Below are 26,675 nucleotides of genomic sequence, written 5' to 3'. Positions count from 1 at the left end.
AGTTTTGGTTCCGGACATTTTACTCCGAATGCCAGAGCACAGATTTTAAAGCACCTGCCATTTTGGTTCCGGACATTTTACTCCGAATGCCAGAGCACAGATTTTAAAGCACCTGCCATTTTGGTTCCGGACATTTTACTCCGAATGCCAGAGCACAGATTTTAAAGCACCTGCCATTTTGGTCCACTAAAAATAGATGACTACTATTATCTATTATGATTAATTATTAATTATTTAATATTAATAGGGGAAATCGTGCAAAAAATAGTTCGAGTAAGTCCATTTCTACGTGTTTTTTGGTGTGAGCAACAAAATTTCAGTGGATCTCAGTTGTCTTAGACGTTTCGGCTAAGTCATGAAACATATCTTGTTGATCTAGCAGTATTATTGGAAGGTAATAAGGTGAGATCATTATTGGTGGACGACAATAAAATGATGTTAATGGATTTGAATAGAATATTTGTGCTCGATAAAACAATGAGACTCTCAGAGTGACACCAAAGTGTCAGTTAGGTTAAATAGCCAAATATCATAATGATAAGTGAAATGATTAGTGGTGGATACCTTGGTGGACGACCACGCTGGTTACAGAGATGACACCAAGGAGTCGCGCTATGACACTTGATTGACTAACAGTGGTCACCACTGAAGGAGTGCCCATCGGTGGACACCTGCAGTAAATATATAAACTTGACTTGAGCCCTGTTATGTAAAGGGCTACAAAACCAATAAGGCCTTAGGGGTTGGTGGACGGGAGTGTCACCAACTCATAATAACCTAACGGAGTATTATTTGGGGAGGGAATATTTATGAAGGGAATCAAAATGGAAATAAGACAGAAGAGTTTATGTTTGGGTCAATTAAAACTTAATTCTTATTTGCTTTATTGAAGTATACCTATAGTGAAATACGCATGACAAAAACAGATTTGGTTTTTTCGTTTACGCGTTGTTTTAGAGTGATTCAGAGGCAATAACGTTTATCTATACCCAGTGTCGTCATTGAGTTTTACCTTATTTAAAGCAGTGGAATTACGAATTAATGAGTATTTAAATTTAGTCATTTGGGAGCATTGCCGTGATTGATACACACATAAACACTTCGAAATTGCACTTTGTAAAGTACATTATGGCGATACGTTTCGTAGATTAATGTGCATTTATTGTGAGTTATTATAACTTTGCCACCTGTTAATTAATGCATAATGACACCGAGGTATCATGGTACCTGACTTTTCGTGGATATTATTTCGTAGGATATTTGATAATTTAAGTGATCAGATTTTAGTTTCACCATTGTTAATCCACATATATATTAAATCGTAATACTATGTGGCTTTTCTTTTATTAATTGGCTACATGGTTTGTTTATGCGTCAAATATAGCAAGTTATTGAGAGTCTAACGTACCATCACCTGTATAAATAGGTTATATAAATGTAATTGTTTAGCCATAATTTAGAGTGATATTTATCGGGTTTAATACGTGTATCATTTATATCTGGACATATATCAGAGGCCATTAAAGTTTGTTTATGGCTACTTCAAATGGCTTTTTCACAAAATAATTTGATCATGATTACCAATAGACAATTAGTTTTAGTTACTGTACATACAGAAAAATTTCAATAAAGTCTGATAATTTAGTCCCGTGGCCAACTGCAGAAACAGACTGTTATTAAATGCAACACTGATAGATCCTTAATTTATGGATAACTTCAATGCAAAAACCAAATTACGATTTAACTATATTATCTTCTGAAAACTGAATCTTCGTACTAGTAACAACATGAAAAGAAGATGGTTTTAATGGTGTTATGATGACGTTTTCTTATAAGATACTCATCGGCATTGCTTGCCCTATACTCTGCGCGTTTAGGCCAGTCTGAGGCACTTAGCCACTTATGCCGCATAATTGCGGCGGTAGGATAATAAAGGGTTGAGACGCAACTCAGAACAACCAAGTGAGGTTGGTGTTTTACATAGATGTAATATAAATCCTTTCTTATTTTATATTACATCTAATAGGTTTTATTTGAGTAAAGCTTTGGAGGGACTTTTGATTTACCGACTTAATTATAGTCTTTTAATTTCAGATTGGTCTTAAATTAAGGTGCAATAAACCTGGTAAAATGGATCTGTAATCTTTACAAGTTAGATTAGCGAGTGTCCTAGGTCACTCGCTATATTCTATCAACTAATGCGTTCAGCTTAACCAAAGCGTTCAGCTTGGATTAATTCAGCGGAGTCTGTGATTTGTGCAGCATTAGTAGTATTAGTCGTAGTTAAAATATCTGATTTACCCTCAAGATTTGCGACTGTTGCAGCCGGATCTAAGGACGTTTCCTTTGCGTCAGTATCAACTTCAGGTCGGGTTGAAATAGGTGGTGCGATAATGCTGCGCAATGTACCATTCAAAAATTCTTCAGGTAGATCAAATGCTTTCATTGATTCCATTGCTTTCTGCCATCGTTGGTTATTGGCTGCAGCGTCGTTACGTGTTACATCACAATATTTATATGCAAATATATTAGACATGATTCTGCGTGTTGTAGTTTGTTCTTTACGCACGTTGTCATGTGTCACGTCATTGGGAATGAGGCTGGCATGTTGAGCTAAACGAAGTAATCGAAAATACTCATCTTGTTCCATGATTAAGTAAGTAACTTGGAATGCAAGTTGACTGTTAAACTTAAGTTCAAATTTTAATGGACTCATGTTGAGGCTGTTAGTCATTTGAATATTTGATGGCAGTTCGTTCCGCAACCATAATTTGAATTTTTCACGCTTTTCAATTACAGATCTTTTAGCTAGCGATATTTCATTGTGAATGTTGTAAAAGAAGTAATCAGCGTACGGGTCATCTCGTCTAATTGCCTGCTCCAATTTATTCGCAAGCTTTGAGAAACCATGAACCCCTGGGATACCGAATTTATTTGTTTTAGACTTTTCTTTACCTGTGAATAGCATAGACGCTTCTTTAGAGTGAACTGTTGCACTTATGTCAGAACGTAGAGAACCTAAATTCTCACTATTATCCGTTGTTTCACCACCCTCATACACTTCTGATGAACCTAAAAACTCACCAAATTGTCTTTCAAAATCTACGTTGCTGTTGTTACCCATAATAATTACTGCCTGTTGTTTGTTGATTAAGGTTCAACAATAACAGATGGTAATACTTTTTTGGGGAATGGCTGAATTTCCAGATTTCAATGTGACGTTTGCTAGGAGTTTAATACATTTATATCCATAAATGCATTCACCCTATCAATGAATATTAAAATTAAAATGGTTTAAAGTAGATATTCGAAGAGAGGCATTATAATAGATTCAACTTAAATCTAAAGTTGATTGAATGTTATATACAACGTACAGGATCTGATAATTACCAATTAACTTCATAAACGAAGCAATCAGTCAACATTTGGTTCTCTTGGTCACCGTATTGAATGCAATCTTTAATAGCTTCAATAAAGTCGTTTAGCGTGTAACCGTGCGGATTTATTTTAACTAAATGAATAATTGTCTCGGCGGGAATGGGTGTTTCATCATAAAAACGATTAATATTATTTGATTGCTCTTCGATATATAACCAGATAGCACACAATTCTTCCTCAGAATAAACCTTTCCTTTGTGACTCGATTGGGGTGGTATCTTAAGTTCTTTTTTTAAATTTTGGGCGAAATTCTTTTTAACACCAAAGAACCGTTCCATATCAGGAGTGCTAGCACCATTTTCTAGAAAGAATTTATATGCTTCGTAATCACGATGTGTTTCACATAATTTCTTTGCTACGAAAGTAAAAACTGAAGAAAATTTATTTTTGAAATCAAAATTTGCGTTTCGATATGAAGAAAGAGCCTTGTCGATTCGTTCTGATGTCACAAAGCCTGATTCAATCAACCGGATCACATCTGTTATGTATGGTTGTGGAATATCATAAAATTGTGAGGTGTACATGTTTGGTTGTGCGTGAAAGCAGTTTATAACACAGTTACTTAAGATTCGAGCAGCTTTAGTAATATCTATTGTACGGCAGTTAGGCCCATAGTTATCTAGTACGGCGGCCCCACTCATACTCTTAAGTTGGAGATTGATTTTGTCAGTAAGAGTGCCAGTTTTAATGCTTAAGCTAAGTTCAAGATTTTCAGCTGAAGCATTGAAGAATTGCTCCGTTTTTTGCACGCCGATTTCAACAAAACAAGCCCTGATAGCTTCTTGCGTTCTCAAGATAAAGAAATCCTGCTGTTTATCATGATTGTAAGACATTATAAGTAAACCTGCTTTCTAGTTGTTAGCGAGTAAATAAATCAAAATTGTACAACATGGATCCGTACTATATCGCATGAGTAATTCTTCTGTTGACTGCATTGCTATACTTCGATGGATCGGTTGAAGTACATTGTCCTTTCTTAGCACTTTTAGTAATGAAAACATGAAACTGCTTTTATCACCATCAATAGAATTCTTAAATAAAAATCTGACTTCAGTTGGTATATCTGCATAAATTGGTTGGTCAGAAAGCCAAATAGACCACCAACTTAGAAATAGTAAATTTGAAGCAAAAGAACTTTTATCCTGGTGAATCCTAACAGGATATATATCATCTTCTGTCAACACAAAATAAGTACCAAGCAGTAATTTATTCGAATTGAATTTCACTTTCAGTTGCTTATTAATTACCAATTCATTAAATTCATTTCCTATAAAAAGGTCAATGGATTCAAAAGGTCTGTCTGTATAAGGTTCATACTCAGCATATTTTTTTAGCAAAAATAGTACCTGACTCTTTGTAATCTGTGGGTTGTTATCAATTACATCACGAATTTTGTACGTTTGAGCGTACAAGTAAAATGAAGTTCTTGATAAATTGTGCCCTGATTGCAAATATTGCTTATATAAGTTAGATACAGAGTTATCGCTAGCATTCTGCTCTAAAAGTTCATAAACCTTTGAATTAGTTATTTTTGTGGCAAAACTGTCCAACTCTATTCCTTAATGACTACTTATACTACACATTTAAATGAAAATATAATATTTTATGACTATATATCATACTTAAGGTATATTAGTGCTTTTACACTACGACTGGATCACAGATTGCAAAAAAACATGTCTTGAGTTGGAGAAATCCTTGTTATTTAGTAAATAGCTAGACATGTCAGGTTTTAATAAAATTCCAAATAATTTCGTCCTTTTCTTTGTGCTAGAACTTAATTCAAACGTTAGAATGTTTTCACTTAATACTGACCGAACATGCTCGTTAGACTTGAAAAACTCTGTCTGAATGTAATTAACCTTTTGCTTCTGTGTTTTGTTTAATAATTCTGGTTGACTAAATATATCTGAGCCGCCGTTAGATTTTACAAAATCTATGAAAATGCGTGGTGAAACAAGCACAATTTTGCTATCAACTACATGCACTGCGGCGTTATGTTTGTTTATATCAATGGTTTTGTGTCTAAATTGGTGCGTCAACCATTTCAAAAAAATATTAAATGTGTCGTTATTACTGAATTCAGCTGTTTTATCAATGTCTTCTATAAATTCTTTTGGAGCTAGAAGTTCGTCTACTGGATCATCACTTTTGACTTTTACTGGTGGCGTGATAATCATACTTTCGTTAACCGATTCTGAATGCATTAATTCTGATTCATTTTTTTGGGGATGACTCATTTCATTAGGTTTGCCTATATCATCGACTAATTCATTGCATGAAGATGTTTCTTTTTTGGTTGGTTTAACTTTTTTCTTTGTAAGATCACTTTTCTTTAACGATAGTGTTATAGGGTGGTTTGACTCAGGGAGCGATCTGCTTGGATCGACTTTATCTCTATCAAGTTTTATATACGCTAATGTAGAAGTCCAGTCATCATCGTTGGAACTAACATGATAAAAGTCAAACATCTTGTCATTTGATTTAACCAAAAAACCACTGTCAAATAGTATTGAATAGCAGATGTTTGATGAATTTGGAGCGTTTTTTGCGTTTTCATCATTCATATGATCTTGAAGATGTTTGAAAGCTAGTGGATGAGACATGTATATAAATTCGCCCTGAACCCATGCGAAGGAACCTGCAACATTTAGCGTTTTTCTACCACCGAAATCTGTCGGATTTTCAAGCATATGTTTGATGCTATTGGCTATCATCAATGCTTTGTTTTGACTGTTTTGAGAAAGAGCATTATTTTGGTTACTAACTGGTACAATATTAGGCACTGAAGGTGCGAATTGTGTAGTTTGAAAATTTACGGAAATGCGCGATAAATTATTCGCGGTGGAAACTTTATCAGACTCTATAATTAATTGCCCTATTTTACCTGAAAACTTATGTGAGGACGTGATACTGTGGATTACATCTCTAAATAGCTCTGTCTCTGCGCATAGCCATGACAAACCAATACTTGGTACTAGTTGGTTTAATAGTATGAGAGCTGAAGCTTGGTGATCTTCGATTCTGCGGCCAGGAAAAAAACGATAGACAAACTCATCACCAGCGGATAATCGGTCGCCAGATGCGTAATGAATAATTTTTTCCTCTTCCACACTGAATATTTCAATATCAGTTACAAGTTTACCAATATCGTGCATTATAGCTGCAACTACCACGGCATAACTAAAAACCTCCCTTTTGGTCATTAGTTGGCTTTCTTTGTCTTGTTTATATATGACGCCTTCTCGTTTTCTTAAGGCTACAATCGCCACCTCGAGTGTGTGGTCAATAAACCCATACTTGTGCGCGTGATGGTGGTTCTCGCTTGCTGGCATGCATTGTGATAGTTCTGCAAACTTTTCAAATAATGGTGCGTAAAATAGATTAAACCTATCGTCAGTTAAGCTTAATGACACTCTTATATCATCAAGTTTTTGTTGTTGTCGCCCTAATAAATCACAACCTGATTCAGCAATCATACTATTACTAAACTTCTTTTTTCTGATTTCAGGAGTCACTTCTTCTCTTTTAAACCATTTTCTGACGATTTCTATCATTGCTCGACCTAGTTTACTATTCGTTTAAAAGGGTGTTGTAAATTTTGACAAGCCTCAACAATGATTCCGCCATCGTGCCGATATGCAAATGTTTTAAAGGCTTCCGTTTCAGGGCTCCACTCCTCATTACCACACTCAGAACTTACTTTGGCCCACAGCAGGCTAGATGCGTGAATTGTGTAAAGAACCGAGCTCATGAAGTTTTTAGGACTCTTATCTATCGTTAATAAGCAGCAACTTTCAATTTCATCTTCTAGTGTTAGTGATTGTTGAGGATGATATTTCGACAAGTCCTCAAAACTTGAGCACAGCTCTATGATTGCATTTGTGAATTCTGGACCGGCTTTATTCAGCAAAACAGAAATACCGCACACTTCTCTGTTTATGTCGTATAGCATATTTAAACTCCTTTAAGATTTATTGACTATACCAGAGAAATTTTTGTTAATGTCGATGTACTGAATATTCAGATTTAGTCGTAACTATTTGCGTCTTATATTGTAATCAGTTTGGCTTGAATTATGAAATAATACCCATATCCAGGTCGATGCATATTTATTATTTAATGGTGATCTACAGGTGTTTAAATTTGATAGATTGATGGAATTTATATAGGGATAATTGTTGTCATGATTTAATAGATAATTGCGTAAATATAGAAGGTTTTTTTGCTCTTAAAGGTGAACATCAGTAGCGCGAAACGACAATGAGTAATATGACCTTTATTGTCTATTGTTTTGAATTAAGGCTAAACCCCTGAATAAGCCTTCTCAAGGGTTTAAGTACTAGCAGTTATTATGGTTGGTTAATTGAATAATATTTCTAACTGAGTGATTATTGTACCATTTTCACTTCCAATGTTTATGATTTTAAAATCAATTGATTCGAAACCAAGTGCCCTTGTAACTGTTTCATTAATATCTCCAATTAGAGACATTGTCAATGAACCATAAACATGAGCTTTTTCTAGTTCCGATTCCAAAATCACTATTTTCTTCTCACCCTTCTTTCCATTAAATGGACTTTGATCATCACTTACAAATATAGACTTAATATTATCGTAAACCTCTAATGTTTTCAGTGAATTGAACAATCTGTTTTTATTTGAATTAACCGTTCGATTACCATATTGATTATTAAGGTCTTCTAATATCCTAACTACGTCTACATTCATGGCTGATTTTTGGATTAGGATTTCTAAGTCCGATGCTACTAGTCTACTAAAACGCTTTTGTTTCCTCGCTGATAATAACCATTTATGTAATTTTCTATTTTCGTATGAAGGGCTACCCTTTACATCATTTATGGCTAAAAATAAGAGAGCACATACAGTTAGGTGGTTGAGCTCTACATCGTAACTGCTGTGCTTAATTTTACTTGTTTGCATTAGCTACAAGTGACGAAAAAGTGTCACGACCCAATGATTTTACAACTTTATTGGACATAACCTGATCAGGCTTGGTTGTAACTTGTACCTGTTCAGGCTTGGTTGTAACTAGCACCTGTTCAGGCTTGGTTGTAACTAGCACCTGTTCAGTAACTGTTTCGTTACCATGAGAAATAGTTACATCCCCATGACCATCTAGGATTTCATCAGCTCTTCTCATAAGTAATAACCATTGGTAAAACTTTTCTTCATCAATGGTATCAACTTTATTGATTGCTATTTGCTTATCAAGGTAAAGCTTAAGATGTGGAAGTTTGTTCATAATAATGCTGTAGAATATCATTGCTTCGCGCATAAGTGGTTGTTTAACTGCATGCTTGTTGTATTCAGTCATTACTAGATCATAAAATGGATCATTCTTTTGAAGGGTTAATCTTGATAACCGACTAAAAGTTGAATCACTCACTTAAATGTCCTCAAAATCAGCAATTGCTGAAGCTAATGAAAATTCAGGGTTCTCTGAAACGTAGAATTTTACTTCTGAATTAAATAAATTTGAAGCTTCTAAACGTTCCTTGAGCATTATACTTGGTCCGCCAGTTAAAAAGACGTGCTTGATTCTTTGTATTTTAGCGCCTGCTTCACGCTGGATAAAGTTGATAATGTCTTCAACTGTATCGTCAATCATTTTTATTAGTGCGTCTATATTTCCTTCAAATTCCCCAAATGATTTAGCTTTAATAATCTCCTTTGCATCAAAGACGCTGCAACCTTGGTCTAAGCATGACTTCATAATCCAATTAATAATGCGGTTAAAACCAATTACATCATGACTCATCAACTGTGGTGTTAACGTTCCTGCATCGCAAACATATATATCACCAGTAGAACCACCTTGATCAAAACCTAGTACTAAATCTCTAGGGTTGGTTTCAACTCTGTCTAATTGTTGAAGTACAAAAGGAAAGCACTCGGGCATGACTTTAACAGAAACAATGTTGGCAGTTTTCAATGCGGCGTTATCGGGAGTGATCTTACGCATCATATGATTTTGCTTTGCTTTAATAACATTATCGTTCACTTCGAATGTAGTTGGATTGAAGTACGCATTTATAGGTACTGTACAAATCAATTCGACATCGCCCAATATACCAGCTTTATGTAAACCGATGTGTGTTGAGAACAAGGAGTGTTCTGACATTTGGAAGTCAAGATTTTCACTAAGTGAATCATCACCATAGATGTCCCAGCAATAACTTCTTCCCCCATCTACACTATATGAATAAAAAGGTTTTTTTGATACTGGGTGAAGTCCTGATTTTTTTACGCGTGTGAATGCATTGTCAACGAGTAAATTTGTTAACTGTCCTTCCTTATCACGATACATTAATTTGTTGCTGCTTGAACCATCGTCGCTAACTACGCGTTTAATACCATTTTCCATTTCTGACATAATATCCCCTTAAATTTTGACAATTAAAATATCTACTAATAAATAACTAATTTAGATGTTCACCAGTGTCACTACTTGGCATCCATGTGTCATAACGTAAAAAGACTTCAGTTATATAGCCTAATTATTACAACCTGAATTGGCATTATTAACTTTTGGTGCGTTAATGACAAATGAAAATACTTATTATTGACACTTAGGTGTCACTGATGTTTGTATTTTATACCCTTGATTTTATTATGCATGTTCGTAATCTGTCAATGGGATTGTGAAAAATAAGTTTACGCAGTGACACTCACATGCCAGTAGGCGACATATGGCGACACATTGGAGTCAGTATGATGCCTATGTCTGGTGTGTAGGCGACATTCGAATGGTATTTGTTGCTTTGTGGTTTTATATTTCAGACTGAAATGCATGTATTTAAAATGAGTAGAATTGAAAACTGGGTGAGGATAAACACGTAGATACATAAGAACTTTGGGAGGAAGTTAAGGACGCATTCGAAATGAGTGCGTCCTTATTAGCTGCAATTGAATTCATTTCGCTTGCGGCTGTTTTTTTACTACTCTACCGTTTGAAATCAAAAAATCACTAAAATCGATAACTAACATATTTATACACCTCATTGATTGCACACCTATGAAATCTTAAAAGACCTTATAGGTGTGCAATCAATGTATTTGTACTGCGGTTTTTGTTTGCAGCGTTGCATTTATCAATGCAATATTGATGTAAAATTTACGGGGGCTAAAGCATAGCGATTTGAAAGTTGAGAAGGCATATGCCTTTGCTACAGTATTCTCGTTGCAGCTATATCAACAGAGTTGACATAAAAATATAGATAATCCCTCATAATGATTATTTATATTTTCATTAATTAATTTTGGAAGTGGATGCAATACGTGACTCTCAGCACCGTTGTCACTTTATTTTGATTATTATATCTAATTCTATGTATAAACCAATAAATAAATATTCTGCTTTAGGTTTGTTATGTACTTTAAACAAATAAGTCATCATCACACAATTGTTCGTACATCATCATGTAAAATTTAGATATGATATAGACATAAAGTTGCCGGAGAACCGGCATACTTGGTCTTTAGTAAAATAAGATTTTATCCTGAGCAGTCATTAGGCCTTTGTAAGTAGCCCATTTACGAAGAAGTTGCTCTGCTTCACTGTCAGCTCCAGTTGATAAAATAGCACCACGGAATTGATGTTGGATACCACTTGGGAATCGGATTGTTTTTGTATTTCGTGAAAATGTAATGCAATTAGGTATAAGAGTAGACATATCAAACTCCAATGATAGGGATGGCCATTAAAACAAGTTCGGGAACTTGCTTTAAAGGACACCCCAAGGAGTAAGTTGAATAAATGTTGAAAGTAAGCGGTGGATAAACACCTTGTCGGTTATTGCTTGAGTCCGACTAATGTGATGATGTGAATCAACACAATAAATAGGTATGGTCTGTCAGTACTTAAGATTTAAAGACAACAGATCATACTAATTTTAGTGTGTTCTAAAAAGTGTGACGGCGTCACGCGGTATATTAGTACGTTGAAGTATTTTGAAAGTGAGGCGAATATGTTGCACTGAGCCTGGTGCGTAATAAATTTAATTTTATGATAAAATGGATGGCCATTACAAGGTTAATTGTAATGGCCATCATAATATCATATTGAGATCACGTTTTCATTATTCCGAAATTCTCTTTGATATTTTGAATAGTATACACTTCATCGGTGTATGCATCCTTGATTATGATGTCACCATCTTTCCCAATTATAGGATCAATGAACAATAATGCATTCATACCCGATGGTCGTTTGTATTGTAGTGAAACTGATAACCCTGAATAATCTTTCAATTCATTAAGTAGTTCGTTTATATCGCAATCCGTGTCGTTACCAAAGTTACGAATTTTAATTATCATATTAAGTCCTACTTGATAATCGTTGAAAGTAAACAGCCCCGTAGTGAGGCCGTTTAAAGTTAAACAGCAATTGCCATTTTTGTTTGTTGATAATTTCCCTTAAGAGACATGCCTAAAAAATAGGTCAAGCTAATGAGAATATTGGGTATGATTGAGTTGCCCCCCCCATAATGTGCCTGGCCTTCACCAAGTCCATCGATAAACCATTCAGGATAACCCTTTGCTTTTATATGTTCTAACGCGGAAGGTATTCTGAATTTTTTTGTAATAGGATGTTGGATAAGTGGATCTGAACTTCCTGATTTTTGTACTTGTGCGCGTAAGCATGAAATGCTTTTGCTATCTTTATCAAATATTTGCATAGAGAAGCTAGACCCTTTTTCTTTGTCACGTTCTTGTTTTTCAATTAAATGAAGCTTATCTTTCCAGGCTTTGTCGTCAATATCCACAGTGTCCATAAACTCCCCCAATGATGTAGGGGGTGTATCACCAACATTGATAACGTCATTTATAGAAAAGTCTTGAGCAATTCCCTCGCTTGTTGCAATTAAGTACATTCTTTTGCGATTCTCAAAGCTGTAACCCTCTTTATTGGATTCAATGACACGTATTTGAACACGATATCGCCACGCTTCAAGTAGTGAAGTTAACAACTGAAAACTTGCTGTTTTCATATAACCGATCACATTTTCCAAAACGATAAACCCTGCTTCACTACGCTCGATGATCTGGTTGTAGTAATAGGCTAAGTTGCAAGTTTTACTAGTTTCTAAAGTGTTCTTTTTCTTTGCTCTACCGGCCACGCTGGCATCAATACATGGTGGTGTTATGTATAATCCGTCAACCGTTGGTAGATTACCCGAACCTAGATTTAACTCAGCAATATCTGAGTTAATGATCATGGAACGCTCATCTAGCAAAAAACTAAGATTTTTTTGTATATTCATTAAAGAAGGCTCGTAGTTGTCAATTGCGAATCGTATCTTTGTTTTTATACCGGCCTTTTCAAAGCCTTCGTGAGCCGAGTAGTCTAAACCACCAAACCCAGTAAATACACTTCCTATACTTATCTTGCTGTTAGCCAATGAATGATTAAATCGACGTTCACGCGCTATAACTTTAGCTTCAATGGAGTTCTTGTTTATAGAAATATTGATGCCTTTTGTAGTCACTACAATACGTAGTGACTCATTATCAGCCCATGATTTTAAAACATCAGAATTAGCCTCAGAGATTTCAATAAGTGGCTTTTCAACCCCTCTAACGTTGCGTTTTGAAACGCTCCGCGGCGTATCTTCGTCAGTGAACAAGACGTTGATTGTGTCAGCATCAATATCAGTAATCTTTAGACCGGTACCAGGCTTACAAAAATCGATCAGATTCCCGTGTTCAAGCCATACCCGTTTCTGCCCATTTTTCATCAGGTTTAGAGCTTTGTTTATTAATAGTTTCATAATAATTCCTATTGGATGTTTGTAGTTACGCGTAAAAATGCGAGTACAGGGTTTTAACAGTGCCAATAAGGCACTGTTAATAGGTTAGATGCGAGTTAAGCATTTAAATATTGAGGGTGAGAAACTTCTCGTTGCCAAATGATTTTGGCGGCAGCAATAAACAATTCACATTGTTTCTTGTTCTCAAGCTTACCGATATGGCATTGATTTCTGGTCCAGTTAGTTATTGAACCGACGGCGCGATATGCAGCAGCGCGGTCCAATAAGTTTTCTTTCCATATCTTATCAAACTCCGTATGGCAAGTTTTACGATGCATTCTCAGTGAAGTGTTTGCTGGTGTACCCAGTGGCATGAAGTCCACTTTATGGACCCCCACCCTCGCATCACAGATACTGTTTGAACAGCAATAACTATCTCTGTTGTACAGCGTTTTAATTTTCATCTTTGAGTTGCAATAATTACAATTAAAATGAATGGGCTGAAAGCTAACTTTCAAGTTTTGTTCAACCCAGTGCATGAACTCTGCACTGCGCTTTAGTTCAGCTTTTTGTTGGGATGTTAAGCGTTCATCTTGTGTTAAAAGATGTTTTACAGTTTGCAGTTCAAACGCACCGAAAGACGTTTGGTTATAATTAGCAGATATCCATCCAAGGTTATCAACATACACTTCAAGTGGTAACCCATGCAGGTTGTGCGTGCGTATATACGTGTTGATGACTTTAGTTCTTGAATTGGATAATCGGACTAATTGACCAGTGCTAAGCTTTGGCATAGGTAATCCTTTGTTGGAAGTTAGATAGGGAAAGTCCCCTTGCAAGTTTTCAATCTGACACTTGCTATTTGAGGTACCGAGATACCAGAAATAGTTAAGCTATCTTGTAATGAAATTACTTAACTATTGCTGCTACGATGGTATCCTAACGCACCTTTTCAGGTGGTTAGGTACAGGTTATTTGATTGTGATTCGTATTATAATTACACTAACTTGTGTATTAGCAAATTCATTGTCGAACGTTTCTAGAAACTCAACATTGTACTGTTCACTCAATATCAGTTTTTGTTTAGCACTTACAGGCAAAACAGCGACCAGTACACCATCATTGTTTAATAACGTTAAAGCGGCCTTAACATGGAATAACCATGCATTATCAGTGAATGGAGGATTCATCACCACGCGGTCGAATTTTGCAGTAGTATTAGCACTGTATTTTAAGAAATCATCACAGATGACATTCTGAAAACCCTTAGCGGTTAAAAAATCGCAAAACAACGGGTTAATTTCAACATTAACAGTATCAAAAGGTAAATATTTAGAGATACCCCCCAGCCCTGTATTTGGTTCAATACAAGATAAACCAGAGTTATCAATTTTCGCATAAGCTACAGCTGCCCTGGCAACAGTGTCACCCGATGGGTAGTACTGCTGAGATTTGTAATCAGGTACGTAACCATGAGTAATGACACTTTTCAGCATGGCGGCAATGACACCAGTGCGTGAATCATCAAATTGGAAAAAACGCTCTGTTCTGACTGCTCCAAGCAATGTTAATACATCAACAATTTGACCAGCCATAAATTTATTATTTCCGGAGACAGCTTTAATCCGTTCATAAGATATTTTCGATAAAGAGTGAAAACGTTCGCCTTCAACCATATCAGTTAGAGATTGAAGGACATTAAAACTAAGTAACTTATCAATAAACACCTGTTTTTTAGCGGTCTTTTTGCGACTAGATTGGCTCTTCCTTTTAGGTGCAGGAATTGCTGTTGGATATTTCTCGGCCAGTATTTCATTGAGCTGATGTGCAATTTCATCGTTAATCTCTACGTGACAATTACCATTTTTAAATGTTTTTAACCGAAACGCGTTATCAACATCTACGTAGGTGCCCGTGTCACTGTCTGCGTGAGAAAACACGTATTTTGTTTGTTCATAACTGAGGCCTTCAGAACCACGACCACTAAACCGAGCAATAATACGGCGTAAATCATGGATAAGGTTCATAATCGAAGTGCTTATAGTGCCCCAGCATTCACGTTCACCCGCCATAATCATTTTCTTTCTAAAACCAGCAGGACAGTTTGTCACATGGTCCTTTGACAGTTTCTGAAATACCTCATCTACAGAGTTAATGAAGAAATCACGCCCTTGACCGTAAAGGTCGTTTAGGGAGCTGTTGATGTGGTCAATCGTAAATTCCGGTAAACCATCACCAGTACGCATTTGCTCGTCAAACTCTTCCTTTTGAGCAGAACCCATGAGGTCTGCAATTTTACTTTTAGTTGATAATTTCTTCCAATAACTTCTTCTCACTGAAAGAAGGGCTGCTTCAGGTTTGAATAAGTCTATGTCGTTAAAGAGTTGTATATTCTTTTCTTGAAGTATGCCGGTAAGTGCGCCTCTATGTTCGGGTAGAGCATTAAACTCAGCCACTTTTTTGATGTATTTCACATCCAGATCATGTGCAGTTACCATATCTCGAATTAAATCGATGTGTATTGGGGTTGAAGTTGTGGCGCACGTCAAAGCGCTACCGGTATTGATAGTTGGAGTCATGGATTAGTCCTGATTGAATTGTTTTCCAAATGGAAAGCTTGATAGTTAACGAGCGGGAATCGCTGCAGCATTTAACGTTATAGAGCTGTCAAAGTTGTCGCATAGCAACAAATTAGGAATAAATATTTATTAATACTTATATCTAATTTGGGTCTAATCGCGCAGCTAATTACAGGAGTGTGACGACGTCACGCTACTGTTGAGTTATTCTAGAAAATTGAATTGGGAGATTTTGAAAGTGAAGGCGCTTACCACTCGTGAGCCTTTTCGAGTGCACTAGTCCATAATATGATATAAGTTATGTTATTGCAAATGAACGGCAGCAGCCAGTATCTCATCTTAAACTATCACCAAAAGATAAATTTACCGGAACGGCGATTGTAGCAATGCTGTTCATCGAACCTTGTTTATAAACATGCTGCATTGTTATGGTATAACGCTGTGCGGTGAGGCCTTTTATATCAAGTCATGATGCTCGTTTACCTTGCTCTAATAACTCTTTTCCTTCGCTTATCATGATTTCAGGTCTGACTAAGTGGGGGATGTTCACCTCGATATATTGATGAGCTTGAAGTTCTGTTTTTTTGAAATATATTAGATAATCAAAAATCACTTGATAACCCATGGCACCCCACTTAATTATATTCTGAACTTGGTCTAATCTACTTTAATTTTTTGGTATTCTGAGATGATTTCCAGAAGTATTTTTTTATAATCAAAATTATCAGGTACAAGCGACAGTCGTCGTTCCACAGCTGCTTTGAAGGTAGGGTTCACCAACAAATCGTTAATGGTTAAACCGTATTTAATTGGTTTCGGCACATCATCTGCACGGTTCATTTTAAAGGATGGCCATTTGTTTTTAGATCTCATCAATGATGGAATAAATACATTGTTAACCCAAAGACCAATTACTTCATCAGCTTCAATATCAACCTTGTCAACGAAAGGAATTCGAAACTTGTTGGCCTGATATGCCTCATTGTAAACTGTATCTATTTCTCGATTGATGAAAGGTGTCCAGCGCCCACTGAAGGTACCCGTTAAGACACCGCATTTGTATCTAAAGGCTGTGCACTTATCAATCTTTGCAGTATCGATTGTAATGAAAGACACTCCGGCCATGCGGTTTTTTCTGCGGAAAAGTTGCAATAATTCAGTAACCATAGGTGTATGGTACTCGCACTCTTTTTCATGTTTAAGTAACCAAATAGTTGTTGTACGAGTTCTGATATTGTTGGTTATACTTTCCATTAAAAGTGAAAGCCCATTGATTAAGCCGTAACGCGGTTCTGAAGTACTTTTGTTAGCGATAAACTCTGACGTCTGCAGGTAGTTACTTGCCATAGACTGAAGGTCTCGGTCATCACTCTCTGCCCACCGTTTGACAGATTTTGATATTATTTCAGTTAATTGCAAAGCGGACTCTGCGCTCATCGTATATGGCATTAATTCACGCAGTTCACGATTAATAATGTCCTTTTTATGGTCCAGTCCGTAAGTAAGCAGGATACATAATAGTTCAAATCCATGGTGACAGTAATCTTCATCGCTGTGTTCAAGGTATTTATAAATCAACTCATCAACGGTGCAATCAGTAGTGTGTTTGGCATTAAAATATGATCCGCAATTAAAATCGAGGCAGTGCAATTTAATATTGTCATTTTCGCAAAAACTTTGCAGAGAACTTACGTAAGCGGCCTCTTCATCAGCATCATCAAAATATGCATGTACATTGTATGATCCTGAAGATTGAAATGGGTTTAAATTTTGTGTGCAAAACATTTTGGCAACTTTGTTAATGCTCATATTTCAGCCCCTAAGTTAGCGGTGGCTTGCAATTGTTTCTGTTTTTTCTCGTCTTGATAACTAACCGGAACGTCAGGAAGTTTTAAGTCGAATGCGAGTGCAAACTGAGTCGACCAATCGCCCCATTTAGTATCAGAACCAGTAGGGTCTAATAAATTTAACTTGATCAATTCATAACTACTTAATCGCTTCTCTAATATACACTCTGGTAAATTGTGCAACGCGACCCCTGCTTCATGTACATAAATTTGTAAATGTTCCGCATCAAATTTCGCTGTGTTCGGGACTCTCAATACGTCAGCAATTAAATTACTGAATGCCATTGTTATATGAACATCTTTTTGCGGGTACATCACTTTACGGTGTTCAATCAATGGTTCATTTTTTTGTTTTAGTTGAGGCGATTTTTTGTTTGAAGTAGGAGTCAGCATGTCGTCACCTCTTGCTTCCGAAAGACCTTCTTGCCAAAATCTCTCTGGACCGTTTAAATCAGCACGGTTAGATGTAACATACTCTTGTGTAGCGTCAACAAGTCTGGTTAAGTATTTATCGATAGTTTTAAAATGGTAAAATGCGGCGCCATGTTGCTTTAAATAATAATTACTTTCGCGAAGTTCTTGCTGTACTTTCCAGTTTGGATAAGTACCAGCATAAATATATACATTTTCAAAAAAATGCTCTAGTGGCATCAACTTATTCTGACTTTCTTCTAGCAGTTTTTTCTGTGCTTCAAGTTCAATCTTAAGGCTGGCTACTTTATTTTTATTAAATAAATCAAATTTTGTCGTTAGAAATGAAAACATAATCATATTTCCTTATTTAGTTAAGTTTACCGACCCCTAAGGAAGCGGCTTTTTAAGAATTGCTGTACTCTAGATCTTCGTATTGTTCTATTTGATATTCAGCATGCAACATTTTGACAGCCTTATCGTAAGCGGCACTATCCGCTTCACCCACAAAACGGCTAACTGGATTACTGTCCGATTTAGAAAAATCATGGTTAAATGAGATATGTATTCTGTGGACAGCTCTTGTGATTGCAACAAAGAATAATCTACGCTCTTCTTCAACCGCGTCATTTGTCCCGTTCACATAATCAGTCTCAATAGACCGTTTACTTGGAATGCTTGTCTCAACACAGTTTGGCAACCAGACACTATTAAACTGAAGGCCTTTTGAAGAGTGCATGGTCATGATTTTAACGATTTGATTATCATCATCGTTACTTGCGTTGCTTTTTGGTGCAAGGTTTTTACCTAATATTTCGACTCTGTCGTGGTAACTGAATTCACGTTTACATTTCATTTTATTTAAAATGTCGCCAATGATATGGATGATTTTGAATTCTTGAGATGTTTCCTTTAGCTGGCGATTTCGTATTACTAGGTCTGACACTGTTTGAATACGTTTCTTTCTTGCGTGATACGTTAAAGTATCTGTCTGATAGTCTTTAAATAATGATTGAAGCTTAAGTGTCACGTTTAAAGGGTTAAGTGAATCCGGAATTATAACATCCGAAAATAACGTCTTTTTTCTGCAATTAGTAATGATAAATTGAATTACGGATTCGGTTTCTTGGAAGTGGCCAAGTATCTCTCCAATAAAGCGAAAATCCTTCTGTTTAAATGTAGACCAGTAGAACTTGAGCATGTAATCGGCCGCAGGGTTGTCCCAGAGGCTCTTAGAACCGATTCTTTCATATTCTACATTATGAGCTGAAAGGTGAACCTCTAAGTCGCTCAGCTCTCTCTGAGTGCGACACAGAATTGCATACCCGTCATTAAACTCTGAAACATGTCTAGCGATGGCATCAAGTTCGTCATCTTTGGTTTTATATCCTCGAAACAGAACTTTCCCACCAGGTTCTTTTACCGCGATCATCTCTTTGTCGATACGTTTTACATTATGGCTAATCAGACGTTCTGCTAATTTTAATATTTCAGGGCGGCAACGAAAACACCGTGATAGCATACAAACTGCTGGGTTGAAATCCTTGTTGAATAGAGTAAATACATCCTCATTAGAGAGGCCGTCTAAATTGGCAGATTGTGTGCGGAATCCATAAATCGCTTGGTCATCATCGCCGACAACAATTATTTTAACACCAGCGTTGCGGTAAGCTTTTATCCATCGGTATTGAACGGGACAAGAATCTTGATATTCGTCTACGATCAAATGGGTAACACCATCTAGATCTATCTTTCCTTGTTCCATCGCTAGGCATACTTTTCGACTTATAATTGAAAAGTCGGTAAACCTGTTCACCTCTAACATTGATAAGTAGTGCTGATAAAAAGCCACTGCGTCAAAATTATACCCCTTGATTGAACAAGTAGGCAGTTCAACATAGTGACCAAATTGATCAATACAACGCGTTGCATCATCATAATCAACCACCTCAGAATAGGAGTTTATGCATCTAAATATAAAATTCCCCATTTCGCCGCCAGCCAACGTTCTTTTTTTAAAGCGACTAAGTTGTTTTGCTTGCTTGTTTTGCATTGAATCAAAAGTGCTTGCCCGAACCCGCTCAGTCAGAATATCAAGGGCGTCAACTTCACCCTCAAGTCGTTCGTTCATTTCGTTGGCGGCTGACTTTGTGAAAGTAATAAGCAACACCTTATAGCTTGAATCTTTTTTTAGTAATGATCCCGATAGTTTGATTGTGCTGTAGGTTTTACCTGCACCAGGCAAAGCGAGACATAGTAGGTCAAAGTCGCTACTTATAAAATAAGCTTGTTCTGGTGTGTCCATATCATCGTCATTTAAGTATTGTTTGATTCATCATATCAATAATTAATTTTGAAGTGTGCTTTGGCTGATTCTGTAGATTACGCTGATTCTAAAAATATAAATACGGGACGCAGATCCCATAATTGTTTGGAGGGGATGATATTTGAAAAATGTCAGTTGATTATGATTAATCTAATGTTAATTTAAAATAGATATGCATATTTTATGTTATATTATAAAGCCTTAAATAGAATGCGACGGTCATTCTTAAGACGTTGCTACACATTAGTTTTTATGTTGTCAGTTTATTTAATAATCATGGTCAGATTGAACTAATTTGTAATAGAGAAAACTAATTCTTATATTAAAATGAGAGAGCAGGGTAATTGTGACTAACAAACCTATGGTTGACCAAGTATCTGATGTACTTCTAAGTGTTATGATCCAAGATTTACAGTTTCATTTAAATGAAATAGTAGATGTTTTTTGTTTGCAGATTGATGATGTTGCGCCTGATATTAATGGAAGCAGTATTGTTAATGAAGTTAAAGCCAATCTAATTAAAAGGAAATTAACCACCTTCAATTTATCATTACCAGCATCTTTTTACTTTCCAATGATAAAGTTAGAAGATAGTGCAGTTGTAATTGCTGGTTCAGTGAGTGAGATTAGTAACTGTGTTGATGATTTTATTCAGAAGATTGTCTTTGACGACGTTTTAGTATTTGCATGTGTAATTTATAGGAATTTTATTATAGAACAAAATTGTGTTTTGGCGGTGCAAATACAAAAGTTTAGATCAGAAGCCAATGAAATAATAAACTGTATCATGGAAAGGGCATTTTATAGCTGGGAGAAAAGGACTGTTACATTAGGACGTAAGTTACACTAAATTAATGTACTTTAGTTTAATAGTTTCGCGAAAAACCAAATGTGGAATATTGGTTAGGTTGGTTATTTCAGTTTAAGTATACGTAAAATATATTCATCAGACTTCGAAATATTTATGTCGATCATCCTAATTCAAACTAAATATTTAATTAGTTTGCTTGCAGGCATTTAATGTTAATACCCTAGCTCTCAGTGATTGCAATTAACTTTTCGAACTTATTAATCGTAACACCGTGTTTGTTCATACTTATCTTTTTAGCTTTATCTTTAGGAACGCGCTGTTCAAACACCAGCCAAAGGTAGAGGCTTGTTGCCTTAAATAAATTCTTGTCTTTTATGTAGGGTAATTTCTTTATTGCTACTTGCCTCTCGGTAACGATTTCAGATTTTAGATTTTTAATAGCTAATTCAATAATCTCTGGTACGGTCATTGAATCGCCTTCATTTTGTTTTAATGCAAGTTTGATATCGGCGATATCTGTTAATGTGGCCTTGGTGACATCTGCACCACTCATTTCAGCTTTTTTTCTCGAGGCTACGGCTCTACCCCATGTGTGAATCTTGCTGAGATAAGGTTCAGTAAAAACAAGTGATATAAAAGAAATAAAGTCGTCTTTTTGACTAAATTTGAATTGACATATCTTATCGATCAACATTGATATTTCATCCTCAACTGGAGGTGGTTTTATGAATAAACCCGTCAGCTCAAGGTTGGATAGTGACATTGTATCTCGACATATACGAGCCTGAATATTCTGTAAATCGAGAGGGTTCATTTTAGTGAAATGTTTATTCATAATCTGAGGCCTTATCAATGATGAGCAATCGTTCATCATATCAAACCTTTTCACTGAAAGGTGTAATTGCTGATTATGAAGAATAGTGTATGCGTCATGCGGCGTTATACAACGAATTTCAATACCTTGAATTGACAATGAAGCGTGTAAAAAATACCACTAACATTAAATACGCTAGTGGCCAAAATAAAACACAACAGAGTTATAATGCCAAAGTATTTTATTGTTGTGTGGTTTTGCCGATTTGTGATGTCGTTGGTATTTATTCCTAGATTTAATCTTAAGTTTGGAAAAAAACCACCGAAAAATGTTATCGGTGGTTTGGTTGTTGTACGGACTGGCGCTTACCCTTTAGTCGCAGTCTTTGTTTTCACAGGTTTTGCAATTTTTTCAGCACTTGTAGCTGACACTGTAGCTACTTGTACAACCTTATTTGCTTTTTGTTTTATTTTACTATCAAACTGCAGCGCCCCAAGGCCTAACGGTTCAAATTTACTAAAGAAAATACCCAGTATGCCGTTAGTAATCTCGATAGAACTGACCTGCATGAACGGTAGTAGTTTGTAAACTTTCTCAAACTTTTTGATATCGAACTGTTTGTGTAAAACACTAGTTTTAGAGGTGCACATAGTTTTAGGTGGCGTGCCCTTAACAACAACTTCTATTTCGTTAAGTTCTGATAGGCGAGTAGTGATTTTGAGATCATCTTCATTAAAGCCAGGCAGGCTTATCATAAGACAATGCTCATTTTTATTGATTTCAACTACGTTATGTAATGGGTAGCTGTCTACAATTGCAATTTCATCATTGTTATCGCATAGGTTTTGAGATTGATTTGTTATTGAATAATCAAGTGTTGTAGTCATGTTTAATATTCCATTGAATTGCCTTAATAAGGCGAGTTGAAAGTAGGCTATGCAAAATGCATTTGTCGATTGATTAGCCGGTAACGACAGTTAGGTGATCGAAAAGACCACGAAAAACAGGTATACACAATCATTTGATGACTGGGATAGGGGAAATATGTATAGCTGAATATCGTGCAATGATTAAGAGTGTGACGACGTCACAGTTGTTTGAAGTGGTACTAAAGATAGATTTATTATTGGAAGTGAGGCTTTACAACGTGCCAAGCCTTTGCACGTATTTAAGTAGATTAGAGTATTTCTATCGGTTAATCAATTATTTCCCATTGATATTCATTTTAATTTATCGATATTATGTGAAGGAGATGGCCCCTCACTAAGAGGGGACCATTTTTACTTACGCAGCTGTCTTATTTGAAAACAGACGAACAAACGTTTCTATGCGTTTATCACGGTTACTCGGTTCAAACTCTGGCTTGGAGAACAAAGACCAAAAATACTTTTTCAAACGATCAAGCATTTCCTGTTCTACAATGCGTGGGAAGTTGATGAACAGATCCTCACAATATAAAGTCAATTCTTCATCGCTTTCATTATCATCGATGGCTATAGACCAGTGATTATCCATTACTTCGTTCCATATTGTTATAAACTCACGTACATCAGTATTAATCAAGTCAAGCACTCGCTCATATACCAATGGAGCGTCGTACTCATTCTCAACAAGATGAAATAAATAATTTGGATCTTTTTGTAGTCTATCAAGTACCACTTCTTTACGGATTGCCCTCATGGTTCGAGAACCAATGCGATCAGACGTTAACTCGTTACCCATGATTGCGGTTGTCCTGCATCCATCAGCACTAATTGTTACGTCATACATGGCACTAAGTAACTCTCTTTGTTTAAGCAGGTTACCGCGGCTGTATTCGGTTAAGGCAAAAAAATGCGCTTTTTTGAACAGTGGTTGACCCTTGTCGTTCTTTAGAGAATATAGCACCTCAATTTCACTCAAACTTAATTGAATATCAATAGATTCGGTTTCTGTTTTTAGGGCCTTTTTACAGGGTATCCCTAATCGAACATCTGGAAAATTTAACGCTTCCATCATTGCCAATGCATGCTCTGCAATATCAACACCGAATTTATGTACGGGTAATATCACATCTGCACGGTGTGACAACCAAGTTATGACCTCCTTGTTTTCTCGAACAATATCCAGAGATCCCGCTGAATCTAGGGGGTTGTCAGGTATAACAATAGCCATTTTCTTAGATGCACCTTCCGGTAGGCTATTGATAATTGAAACATACATATCAAGAACACTCGGTACATCAACAAATTCACCCTTGCCAATTTTGGTTATAATTCCATTATCAACAAATAGGTCCTTGCCTGATGCCAATGATTCTAAACCAATCTTGAGTAAGTGGTTTTGTTTCTGTTGATTTACATAAGCCAGTGAAAACCCAAGGTTTGCACGGGCTTTTGCTAAACCGATAAACTCATCAGCATTCGCAAGACCAGACCGGTATAACACTGTTTTCGGTGTAGGTGCACGCACTGTACTAAGAATCTTATTTAGCCGTCCTCGTAGCACGCCAATACCTGAGTGCCCGCGTGACACGTAGTGCGACTTGAATTTCTTAAGTGTGGCTATTCTTACCATTTTATCAAAGCAACATAAATAATCGTTGCTTAATACGGTATATATTGACCGGTCTTCATTGGCCAGTTCCGTAATCTTTCTCATGGTGTTTTTGTGTTTCTCGGCAAAAACAGAGATTTCAGATTCCTTTTTTCTACTCGGCATCTTCAAGTCATAGTCATTTATCATATCATGTGCCCCAATAAGGCCATGTTTAGCGCTTAGAATAAGCACGATGAAGTGTTTGTGTATGTCGGGCAGATTTGATCGTATCAGCTGATACATCGTGCCGTCGTATAAATCAAAAGCAGGTTTAGTACCGCCGGTTTTAGCTGCAGAGCAACCAATAATTAATACCGGTTTGTTTTTTGCGTCAATAGATATGACGTTATCTATTAGCAAATCTAGTTGATATGTCATTAATAATCCTTGATTGGATGGGTTGGTAGTAGACTGGTGCTAATGCACCGATGTTGGTTGGTTTGTAGTGATATGCGACATAAAGATAACATCGCAATATATGAGTGTGGATTAAGTGTTGAAAGTAAAACCCCCAATGAAAGGGGGCGGGGTTTAGCAAGCCATAGCTGGTTTTGAATTACTAACAGCTAAAAAGTTATTAATGTGATCTTTAATCTTCATCATGATCATATTATATAACGGATAATCAACGGCTTGGCCGATCTGCTCTGAGCACTGCTCAGAATTAACCGCGTTAAAGTTAAACTCTTCAGGTATTCCCATCAGTGTCTGTAACAGAGGTAAATCAGGGAAAAGTATTTCACCAGTGTCTTTTTGAATTACTACACTGTCCTTTGCCTGACGACTTTGACTCTTAAGTACCGATGGACTCCACTTACTTTCACTATTAATGATACGTAAGCGGCCTGTTTCAATGCCTTTTTTCATACTGCTCGTGTGTGTTATATCTCGGAACTCATTCATGCGGTGTGCAATGAATCTTTCAAAGATAGTTTTGTCACTTCTTTCTTTTGATTCAGGCCAGTTAAACTCAACCGGTAAACTGGTTGCTAAATGAAAGAATCGTTTTCTAGAAGTGCAACCATCATGGTCTCTTGCATCGATCAGTGCTTCATGTGTTTGATAGCCCATACGACGCAAGCGAAGATCCCACATGCGGCCTATTGGTGACGAACTAAAGCCAGGTACTTGTTCTAGCAAGACAATCGGAAATTGTAACTTCTCGATTAGTCTAAGACCGTCGTATGCCATATCGAGAGTCGAACTTAAGTCAGTAAGCGATTTTTCTTTAAGTGATTTTGATTTTGCCACAGAAAATTCATCGCATTGCAGAGACAAAGTGAAGACACTAGCTGGATTGTTTTTGGTTGCCCAAGCAAGGTAATCAGTCGACACCTCACCGATATCTTCATTAAACAAGTTATCGATCTCAAGATTGGCCAACGCCGTTAAAGCGCCAGTTTCAGTTAGATCTCGTTTATCTCTGCTCTCTTGAGGTCTAAACTCAAGCACACTTGTAATTTTAAACCCAGCTTTCACAGATGCGTGAGCGTCTATACCTGAAGTACAGGCAGCGAACACAGTCAGTGGATCTTTTGCATTTAAAATTTGTGAAACACGCTCAAACGCTTTATTCATCATCGGTTTCACAATGATACGGTCTTGCATAAGTGTCACATGAACTATCAGCGTTGATAAAGGAATTGAGTCGTCTAAGACTTTTTTAGACGTGGTTTCTGAAACGGTTTCAAAAGGGTTGTTACGTCGACGCTTATAAGTGCGTGAATAAATTTTCTTAACGTTTTTAAACGGAAAGTTTTTTGCCGGTTCAATAACATAACCTTTACCTAAACCAAGGCTTCGTTCTGTTACTTTGGTGTTAGCTTCAAAACCAAAAAGAGGCAGTAGGTTGGTAGAGATTTGAATTTTTCTGCGGCCTTCACCTGTTGGGTTAATAACTTTAAGACGTTTGCTTCCTAGATTACCAGGTACGTTAACTTGAACCATGTGCTCTGTGGTCATTTTGAATTCCTTAATAGGATAGGTTGGAAGTGAGGCAGTGCAATTGCACTTATCGCTGGATAGCCTGTTACGATATTTGGTGATAAAAGATCACACAAACAGATGTGCACAATCAATTTGCAGGAACATTAGTTACT

Annotated in this window: 21 protein-coding genes; 1 reads left to right on the top strand and 20 read right to left on the bottom strand. The window is 36.5% G+C overall.

Going from position 1 to position 26,675, the window contains the following annotated elements:
- Nucleotides 1-2,209: 2,209 nt before the first annotated feature.
- The 16 genes from JFU56_RS12370 to JFU56_RS12295 form a co-directional block, all read right to left on the bottom strand.
- Nucleotides 2,210-3,124 (bottom strand): PFL_4669 family integrating conjugative element protein, encoded by a 915-nt coding sequence (locus JFU56_RS12370; protein ID WP_198437603.1) that lies wholly within the window; start codon nt 3,122-3,124, stop codon nt 2,210-2,212.
- A 262-nt stretch (nt 3,125-3,386) separates the two neighbouring features.
- The gene (locus tag JFU56_RS12365) at nt 3,387-4,271 is read right to left on the bottom strand and encodes a hypothetical protein (protein WP_198437602.1); all 885 of its coding nucleotides are present in this window, start codon (nt 4,269-4,271) and stop codon (nt 3,387-3,389) included.
- Between the two features lie 18 nt (nt 4,272-4,289).
- Complete coding sequence (locus JFU56_RS12360; protein WP_198437601.1) at nt 4,290-4,988, bottom strand: hypothetical protein; 699 nt, start codon at nt 4,986-4,988, stop codon at nt 4,290-4,292.
- Nucleotides 4,989-5,084: 96 nt separating this feature from the next.
- Complete coding sequence (locus JFU56_RS12355) at nt 5,085-6,995, bottom strand: TraI domain-containing protein (RefSeq protein ID WP_198437600.1); 1,911 nt, start codon at nt 6,993-6,995, stop codon at nt 5,085-5,087.
- An 8-nt stretch (nt 6,996-7,003) separates the two neighbouring features.
- Nucleotides 7,004-7,393, bottom strand: a complete 390-nt coding sequence (locus JFU56_RS12350; protein WP_198437599.1) for a hypothetical protein — start codon at nt 7,391-7,393, stop codon at nt 7,004-7,006.
- Nucleotides 7,394-7,800: 407 nt separating this feature from the next.
- Nucleotides 7,801-8,382, bottom strand: a complete 582-nt coding sequence (locus tag JFU56_RS12345) for a DUF2913 family protein (RefSeq protein WP_198437598.1) — start codon at nt 8,380-8,382, stop codon at nt 7,801-7,803.
- Nucleotides 8,369-8,848 carry a hypothetical protein gene (locus tag JFU56_RS12340; RefSeq protein WP_198437597.1) on the bottom strand — a complete coding sequence of 160 codons (480 nt, stop codon included), beginning with the start codon at nt 8,846-8,848 and terminating at the stop codon, nt 8,369-8,371. Before JFU56_RS12340 ends, JFU56_RS12345 begins: the two co-directional genes overlap by 14 nt.
- A complete protein-coding gene (gene parM / locus JFU56_RS12335) occupies nt 8,849-9,835 on the bottom strand; it encodes a plasmid segregation protein ParM domain-containing protein (RefSeq protein ID WP_198437596.1) in 987 nt (328 codons plus the stop codon).
- 1,105 nt (nt 9,836-10,940) lie between these two features.
- On the bottom strand, nt 10,941-11,135 hold the full coding sequence (locus JFU56_RS12330; RefSeq protein WP_198437595.1) for a hypothetical protein: 195 nt from the start codon (nt 11,133-11,135) through the stop codon (nt 10,941-10,943).
- A 394-nt stretch (nt 11,136-11,529) separates the two neighbouring features.
- Entirely contained in the window at nt 11,530-11,778 is a 249-nt protein-coding gene (locus tag JFU56_RS12325; RefSeq protein WP_198437594.1) for a hypothetical protein, read from the bottom strand.
- 59 nt (nt 11,779-11,837) lie between these two features.
- Entirely contained in the window at nt 11,838-13,232 is a 1,395-nt protein-coding gene (locus JFU56_RS12320; RefSeq protein ID WP_198437593.1) for a DNA cytosine methyltransferase, read from the bottom strand.
- A 95-nt stretch (nt 13,233-13,327) separates the two neighbouring features.
- Nucleotides 13,328-14,005 (bottom strand): zinc-finger-containing protein, encoded by a 678-nt coding sequence (locus JFU56_RS12315; protein WP_198437592.1) that lies wholly within the window; start codon nt 14,003-14,005, stop codon nt 13,328-13,330.
- A 177-nt stretch (nt 14,006-14,182) separates the two neighbouring features.
- The gene (locus JFU56_RS12310; RefSeq protein WP_198437591.1) at nt 14,183-15,790 is read right to left on the bottom strand and encodes a class I SAM-dependent methyltransferase; all 1,608 of its coding nucleotides are present in this window, start codon (nt 15,788-15,790) and stop codon (nt 14,183-14,185) included.
- Nucleotides 15,791-16,447: 657 nt separating this feature from the next.
- Nucleotides 16,448-17,599, bottom strand: coding sequence for a hypothetical protein (locus JFU56_RS12305; protein WP_198437590.1), 1,152 nt, complete (start codon nt 17,597-17,599; stop codon nt 16,448-16,450).
- Nucleotides 17,596-18,402 carry a hypothetical protein gene (locus JFU56_RS12300; RefSeq protein ID WP_198437589.1) on the bottom strand — a complete coding sequence of 269 codons (807 nt, stop codon included), beginning with the start codon at nt 18,400-18,402 and terminating at the stop codon, nt 17,596-17,598. Before JFU56_RS12300 ends, JFU56_RS12305 begins: the two co-directional genes overlap by 4 nt.
- Before the next feature lie 52 nt (nt 18,403-18,454).
- On the bottom strand, nt 18,455-20,353 hold the full coding sequence (locus JFU56_RS12295) for a 3'-5' exonuclease (protein WP_198437588.1): 1,899 nt from the start codon (nt 20,351-20,353) through the stop codon (nt 18,455-18,457).
- Between the two features lie 367 nt (nt 20,354-20,720).
- On the opposite strand from JFU56_RS12295, the gene JFU56_RS12290 reads away from it, so the two are divergent.
- The gene (locus JFU56_RS12290) at nt 20,721-21,224 is read left to right on the top strand and encodes a hypothetical protein (protein ID WP_198437587.1); all 504 of its coding nucleotides are present in this window, start codon (nt 20,721-20,723) and stop codon (nt 21,222-21,224) included.
- A gap of 181 nt (nt 21,225-21,405) precedes the next feature.
- On the opposite strand, the gene JFU56_RS12285 is transcribed toward JFU56_RS12290, so the two are convergent.
- From JFU56_RS12285 to JFU56_RS12270, 4 genes are all read right to left on the bottom strand, one after another.
- Complete coding sequence (locus JFU56_RS12285) at nt 21,406-22,020, bottom strand: hypothetical protein (protein ID WP_198437586.1); 615 nt, start codon at nt 22,018-22,020, stop codon at nt 21,406-21,408.
- Between the two features lie 344 nt (nt 22,021-22,364).
- On the bottom strand, nt 22,365-22,886 hold the full coding sequence (locus tag JFU56_RS12280) for an Hsp20 family protein (RefSeq protein WP_198437585.1): 522 nt from the start codon (nt 22,884-22,886) through the stop codon (nt 22,365-22,367).
- A 397-nt stretch (nt 22,887-23,283) separates the two neighbouring features.
- Entirely contained in the window at nt 23,284-24,954 is a 1,671-nt protein-coding gene (locus JFU56_RS12275) for a DUF6884 domain-containing protein (RefSeq protein ID WP_198437584.1), read from the bottom strand.
- 153 nt (nt 24,955-25,107) lie between these two features.
- Nucleotides 25,108-26,538 carry a DNA cytosine methyltransferase gene (locus tag JFU56_RS12270; protein ID WP_198437583.1) on the bottom strand — a complete coding sequence of 477 codons (1,431 nt, stop codon included), beginning with the start codon at nt 26,536-26,538 and terminating at the stop codon, nt 25,108-25,110.
- Nucleotides 26,539-26,675 lie beyond the last annotated feature (137 nt).

The organism is Moritella sp. F3 (assembly GCF_015082335.1).
Lineage (GTDB): Bacteria > Pseudomonadota > Gammaproteobacteria > Enterobacterales > Moritellaceae > Moritella.
The sequence above is the reverse complement of the archived record's forward strand: the minus strand, read 5'-3'. Positions and strand labels throughout refer to the sequence as shown.